The sequence below is a fragment of the Kaarinaea lacus genome, from assembly GCF_975902315.1.
Map to the genome: position 1 here is coordinate 1 of NZ_CDLKIE010000331.1, position 6,199 is coordinate 6,199.

At 45.8% G+C, this 6,199-nt stretch carries 6 protein-coding genes; 3 read left to right on the top strand and 3 right to left on the bottom strand.

Features of this window, described 5'->3' with window-relative positions; translation table 11 throughout:
- Positions 1–436 (bottom strand): bifunctional hydroxymethylpyrimidine kinase/phosphomethylpyrimidine kinase (gene thiD, locus ACWVCM_RS10700; RefSeq protein WP_455201742.1); only part of this gene is annotated, 436 nt, incomplete at its 3' end.
- 326 nt (positions 437–762) lie between these two features.
- Between thiD and ACWVCM_RS10705 the strand changes: the two genes are divergently transcribed.
- Complete coding sequence (locus ACWVCM_RS10705; RefSeq protein ID WP_455201743.1) at positions 763–1,308, top strand: DUF5063 domain-containing protein; 546 nt, start codon at positions 763–765, stop codon at positions 1,306–1,308.
- Here the strand turns inward: ACWVCM_RS10705 and ACWVCM_RS10710 are convergent.
- The gene (locus ACWVCM_RS10710; RefSeq protein WP_455201744.1) at positions 1,295–1,699 is read right to left on the bottom strand and encodes a CopD family protein; all 405 of its coding nucleotides are present in this window, start codon (positions 1,697–1,699) and stop codon (positions 1,295–1,297) included. The genes ACWVCM_RS10705 and ACWVCM_RS10710 overlap by 14 nt on opposite strands.
- Positions 1,700–1,766: 67 nt before the next feature.
- Entirely contained in the window at positions 1,767–3,497 is a 1,731-nt protein-coding gene (locus tag ACWVCM_RS10715; protein ID WP_455201745.1) for a chloride channel protein, read from the bottom strand.
- Positions 3,498–4,121: 624 nt separating this feature from the next.
- Between ACWVCM_RS10715 and ACWVCM_RS10720 the strand changes: the two genes are divergently transcribed.
- Positions 4,122–4,559 (top strand): YqaA family protein, encoded by a 438-nt coding sequence (locus ACWVCM_RS10720; RefSeq protein ID WP_455201746.1) that lies wholly within the window; start codon positions 4,122–4,124, stop codon positions 4,557–4,559.
- 239 nt (positions 4,560–4,798) lie between these two features.
- On the top strand, positions 4,799–6,199 hold a 1,401-nt coding region (locus ACWVCM_RS10725; protein WP_455201747.1), incomplete at its 3' end, for a DUF3683 domain-containing protein.

Here is a 6,199-nt window from a genome sequence, read left to right on the forward strand (position 1 = left end):
CCTGGCTATTAGGAGTAAGAATCGTGACATAGGGAAACAGCAGATTGACCATGGCATCAAGGATGTCATCATCCGCCAACATGCTACCACCCCCTGCAGCTACTACTGGATCAAACACTACCGGAAGCTCGGGATAATCCAGCAATATCGTATGAATCACTTCGACGATTTCAACACTGCCCAACATGCCAATTTTAATGCATGCTACCGGCACATCTTCTAGAATGGCCCGAGCTTGCTCAACCACCAGTGCTGGATCCATCGATTCATAACGTTTAACGTCTACAGTATCCTGAACCGTCACCGCCGTAATAACCGGCGCCGCATGACAACCCATACTGGAAAGCGTTTCGATATCCGCCTGTACCCCGGCACCACCGCTGGGATCGGTACCAGCGAACACTAACACTACGGGTACTGTGGAATTCATACTCATTGATTTATCCTAAGAATCCCGTTCACGTCAATTATCATCCTGCCACTCGACATCCTTTTAACAAAGTGTAGCACCTGTAACTACTTGAAATCTGTAAAACTCTTTTATTGTGCACTTCTTGCCGAACTTCACACCCATTCAACATTCCATTTCAGTGATACTTTATTCATGTTTTCAAAAATAGCGGCACATCTATAGATTTACTTTATATAAAATAATACAGACCCGTTAAAAAACAATAACGATTAAATGCCTTTGTACGGGTGTAAACGCCTGATAAACAAAAAGCAAATTGTCGACTACACTTAGTTGTTATGGAAGACGTAATGGAACCCGTCAAGCAACCACATGCAGTGAGCTCACTGACAGAGATGTCTAACATTGCACGTAAATACTGTCAGCTCATTGATACTCTGGAAACCAGCCCCGCCAGCGAGACCTGGATCAATCAAATGGGGCAACTGTTGCCGAAATTGCATACAGCTATTGTCCTCCTGGAAACGCCGCAACAATACAGCTATTCACATCACCTGGAAAATGATGACTTCCGATGCGAATTATTCATGCGTCTGAATGAATTTTTTCTCAGCGATCAACATATATGGCCAGACTTCGACAAGTATGATTTGAAATTACATATGTGTGAAAGCCTGGCCTATGACTTCACTGATATGTACTTCGATTTGAAGCGTGGACTGGAATTACTCGATCTTTATCCGAATCAACCCAATCAGGCGGCGAGCAACTGGCGCTCCAGTTTCTTTTATCACTGGGGACGACAACTGGTTGATGCCGAAGGTTGGCTGTACGCCGTTGGTATTTGTGACAGCAACACCAACATGGCGGATTTATCTTCCATCAAAACGGCTTAGCAATAACGCAATACACCACGACCACCAGGGGCAGCACCGGGATTTCGTTAATCAACCGGTAAAATCTCTGGTTACGAGTATTTTTACCATCGCGAAATACTTTCACCAAATGTCCACAGTAAAAATGAAATCCAACAAGCACTGCCACCATCGCAGCTTTAATCCAGAACCATCCCGCGGTTGAATATGCAGTCCACGCGTAGTTCATAACCAGAATTAAACCAAACACCAACGTGCCATAGAATCCGATGTTGGTAATGATATAAAGTTTACGCTCCATTACTTTAAAACGAGCGTCGCCCGGCGCGTCATCACACGTCGCGTGGTACACAAACAGGCGCGGCAGGTAAAACAGGCCTGCGAACCACATCACCATAAATATGATGTGCAAAGATATTATCCAGGGCATCGAATGCATCAGTTCGTTGTCTCTATCGCAGAATGTCTAGCAACCTGATCTAATGATAACGGTAATGAGTTTCTATCATTTGCCGGGTTACAATACCATGGATCTGATAACCACGATTTTCTGGCTCAGTTTTATGCTCAATATTGATTTGCCCAACACACAGCACATCCAGATGTTGTTTATCCATCTGCTCCAAAGCCAGTTGCAACGTATCTCGTATTCCAATAATCACAATATCAAACCGCTGACCGGGTATTTCCAGCAAATCAATTTCATCCTGCTGGTTCATAGTAATAAACTGTGCCAGCTCCACACTTGGCATAAGCGCAACCGGAACATTGTCTTTTTCGACCACCAGCCATTCCGGCTCCTTTTGCAGCAATAATTGTGCGTCATTGCGCCGCAAGCTATTGGAGGTTAGCAGAAAGGACCGGGTCATTTCGCCTGCCACACCTACACGCCGTAGCGCCTGCGCAATTGGATTACTTTTAAAATCCAGGCCACGCTCCTTTAATAGCATCAAAAATACGCTTTCCTGTTTAAACAGATGACTGCTGGAGATTCCGGCGACTATTACCACCAACATACCTGGCAGGATGATATTGGTATTGACTGTTAACTCAAGCAAGGCCATTAAAGCGGCTAAAGGCGCCTGCAGGGTCGCCCCCATCATTGCAGCCATTCCCAACATGGCGTAAAAACCGGCTGAAGCCACCTCTTCCGGCATCATTGATTGCGCCACACTTCCCATTGCTCCTCCAGCAGCCGCGCCTATCACAATCGTCGGACCAATTAGGCCGGCAGGCAATCCCAAACCCAGGCTTACCGTCGTCGCGAATAGCTTAACCAGGACAATTGTAACCAACAGACCAATACCCATTTCACCAAGAATCGCCGCGTTTACGGTGTCATAACCAATTCCCATTACTTGCGGTACCCAGATCGCGCAGGTTCCAGTGACCAATCCGGCCAGGATCATTCGATTGAAGAACGCAATTTTTTGTGTCTTGTTCGTCGTTAGCCGCATTACCCAGATAAACAGGGCCGCCAGAGCACCGATAACCAGTCCCATAACTAAAAGAAACGATAGTTCTGTCAAACTGGATAATTTCAGGGCCTGCACGGTAAATATTGGCTCTTTGCCAAACACCGCTTGCGTGAGCACGGTGGCACTGACGGCTGACATAATGATGGGGGCAAAGCCAGCAATGGTGTATTCCATTATGATGACTTCCATTGCGAATATAACCCCGGCAATAGGCGTATTAAAAGAGGCAGCGATGGACGCTGCCGCTCCGCATGCTACCAATATACGCATGGTATTGTTAGGCAACGCCATCCATTGCCCCATAAAACTGGCGCCAGCCGCGCCCAAGTGAACACCGGGCCCCTCTCTTCCAACGGAATGGCCGGAAACAATGCTAATTGCTGCACCTATAAATTGCGCGATGAAATTTCGTATCGGCAAATTTCCCTGGTGATACTGTAAACGCTCCAAAACATGGACGACACCCACCTGTACAGGTCCTTTATAAAGCAGATGAAAAACGGCACCAATCAACAAGGCACCCGCAAGGGGCAATAAGAATCGTACCCACAAAGATAATGCTTCGTAATTTTCCGGATCACTTTCAGGGAGGAACTCAACCTGCAACGACTCAATTAACAAGCGTAATAAAACAATAATTCCACCTGCAAATAAACCGCAGATGATACCCAGCAACACCAAAAGTGGTAAGGCTTCTGCACTGGCAAGTTTTACACGTAATTTTTCTAACAATGAATCTATTCCTAGGTACTTATTATTTTTTACTTAAGTATGATTTTATGCATTAGCGTATATTAATTTGCACGCTAACCAGCTTGTTAAAATATGAAAATCATAAATCAAAAATGCAATGTCACCGCTTTATACAATTCACGGGTTAATTGTTGCAAGTTGCCATCAATGCTTAAAATTTAAAACCGCTGAATGTGTTGATTAATAGCATGAAATGGTTTATGCATCACAGCATCTCTATAAATACTGCATCATATCAGTAAGTTAGATCGAACACATTGTCAAACTATCTAACTACTCTAGCCAGCCTCGATCACGAGTCAAGTTTCAATCCCGCTCTCATTATTCGTTTTAGACTTAATCCAACCATAGCACCAAATGTATCCAGCAGATTTTTTGAACTATTTATAAACAAGAGTCTTGACTCAGGGATAAGCAGCAGGTAGATTGCTTTTCAATCAGTGGAGGAATTCGCTGATGTTATAATAATAATAACAACCAAAATTTAAAAAGCGACTTCGGTCGCTTTTTTTTTGTTTGTCGCTTTTTTTATTTATAGTTTTTAACTTTCGTTAAGTAAGTATCAAGATTTAACAATTTTTCCATCACCTAATCCAATAGTGTATGTCTGAAGAACTCATCAGCTTGTGGGCGTTATTTAGTTCCGCTTTTTTATCGGCGACATTGTTGCCTGGTAGTTCGGAAATCTTACTGGCATACCTTGTTGCCAATTCGCCGGTTTTGCCAGCCCTGTTATTAATCATTGCCACGGCCGGTAACACGTTGGGAGGTTTTACCACCTATTGGTTGGGGCGGTTTCTTGCCTGGCGTTTTCCCAATAAAGCATTACGCAAAGAACATCAATCAGCAATTGCTCGTATACAACGCTGGGGTAGTTTGACGCTGTTACTGTCATGGTTGCCAATAATCGGCGATCCGCTCTGTGCTGCGGCAGGCTACCTCAAACTAAATCCACTATTAACCGTGGTACTTTTGGCGATCGGCAAAGCTGCCCGATATATGTTCGTGATTTGGGCAACGCCAGCCGAAATGAACCTGTAACCAGCAGGCATTATCATCCCACACCCTGTATGCTAATCTGGAATACCCGATTAAATTACTGCGATTTTGGAAAAGTCTATTACTGTCGTACTATTAGCCTTCCAGGTGGGATGCGTTAAAATCACCTCTAACAGGAAAATCGCAGCTTCATAACGATAAAAAATCGGTGAATTGAAACGGCAAACGACAGGTACAAGCCATTTTTTAACAGTCTGACCAACAAGCATCCAGGAAGTTAATTGACAGCATTGAAGCGCGTTCGCGAAATACCATATAACTATACGTCCTATACTGACAGGGAAATCGTGTTGCGATTTCTCGGTGAAGACAGTTGGGACACCATTAACGAACTGCGTTCTTCGCGTCGTACCGGCCGATCAGCGCGCATGATTTTCGAAGTACTGGGCGATATGTGGGTTATAACCCGCAATCCCTATATCCAGGATGATTTACTGGCAAATCCAAAACGTCATGCCTCCCTGACTCATGCATTGCACCACCGCCTGGACCAGGTTGTCGCCCGCGCGGATGGCAATCAAAACGCCCTGATTCTGGCCGACGCTTGCCGAAAAGCTGTGAGAGACTTTGAAGCATTCTTCCCACGACAAAAACAATTACGCGATTCCGTGATACGTCGCTTATCGCGCGTAACCAGTAAAGACAATATTCATTTCGATGGCCACGCCCGCGTTTCCCACGTAACCGATGCATCTGACTGGCGGGTTGAATTTCCCTTCGTAGTAATCACCCCGGACACTGAGCCAGAAATGATTAAGGTGGTACAAGCCTGCGTGGAAATGGATATCGCAATTATTCCGCGGGGTGGTGGTACCGGTTACACCGGAGGCGCAGTACCACTTACCGACAACTGCGCCGTCATTAATACAGAGAAGCTGGACAGCATTGGCGCTGTACAACTGACTAAGCTGGAGGGGGTCACGCAAGAAGTCGCCACCATCCAGGTCGGTGCCGGTGTTGTGACACGGCGCGTCGCAGAACAGGCAGAAGCGAACGGCTATGTATTTGCGGTTGATCCCACATCCCAGGATGCTTCCTGCATTGGTGGTAATATCGCGATGAATGCCGGTGGCAAAAAAGCAGTGCTCTGGGGAACCACGCTGGATAACCTGGTTTCCTGGCGCATGGTTACGCCGGACGCTAACTGGCTGGAAGTGGAGCGCCTCAATCACAACCTTGGCAAAATCCACGAACAGGATCTTGCCGAATTTCGTGTTAGTTACTATCAACCAGACGGTAAAACACTTTTACAGGATCCTGTCACGCTACGTATTCCCGGCAAGGAATTACGCAAACAAGGTCTCGGCAAAGACGTTACCAACAAATTTTTAGGTGGACTTCCAGGCGTTCAAAAAGAAGGTTGTGACGGCCTTATTACTTCAGCAGTTTTCATATTGCATCGCATGCCGAAACACATTCGCACCGTATGCCTGGAGTTTTTTGGTGCTGACATGCGAACAGCGGTACCCGCCATCGTTGAAACCAAGCACTATCTGGATGCATTACCCGGCGTGCAACTGGCCGGTATGGAGCATCTGGATGAACGTTATGTGCGAGCAGTAAATTACAGCAGTAAGTCCACCCGTGGCGAACACCCGAAGATGGTATTGTTAATCGATTTA

Bases quoted from the DNA above. Each gene is read 5' to 3' on its own strand.
- ACWVCM_RS10705 (WP_455201743.1), top strand. From the start codon at position 763: ATGGAACCCGTCAAGCAACCACATGCAGTGAGCTCACTGACAGAGATG.
- ACWVCM_RS10720 (WP_455201746.1), top strand. From the start codon at position 4,122: ATGTCTGAAGAACTCATCAGCTTGTGGGCGTTATTTAGTTCCGCTTTT.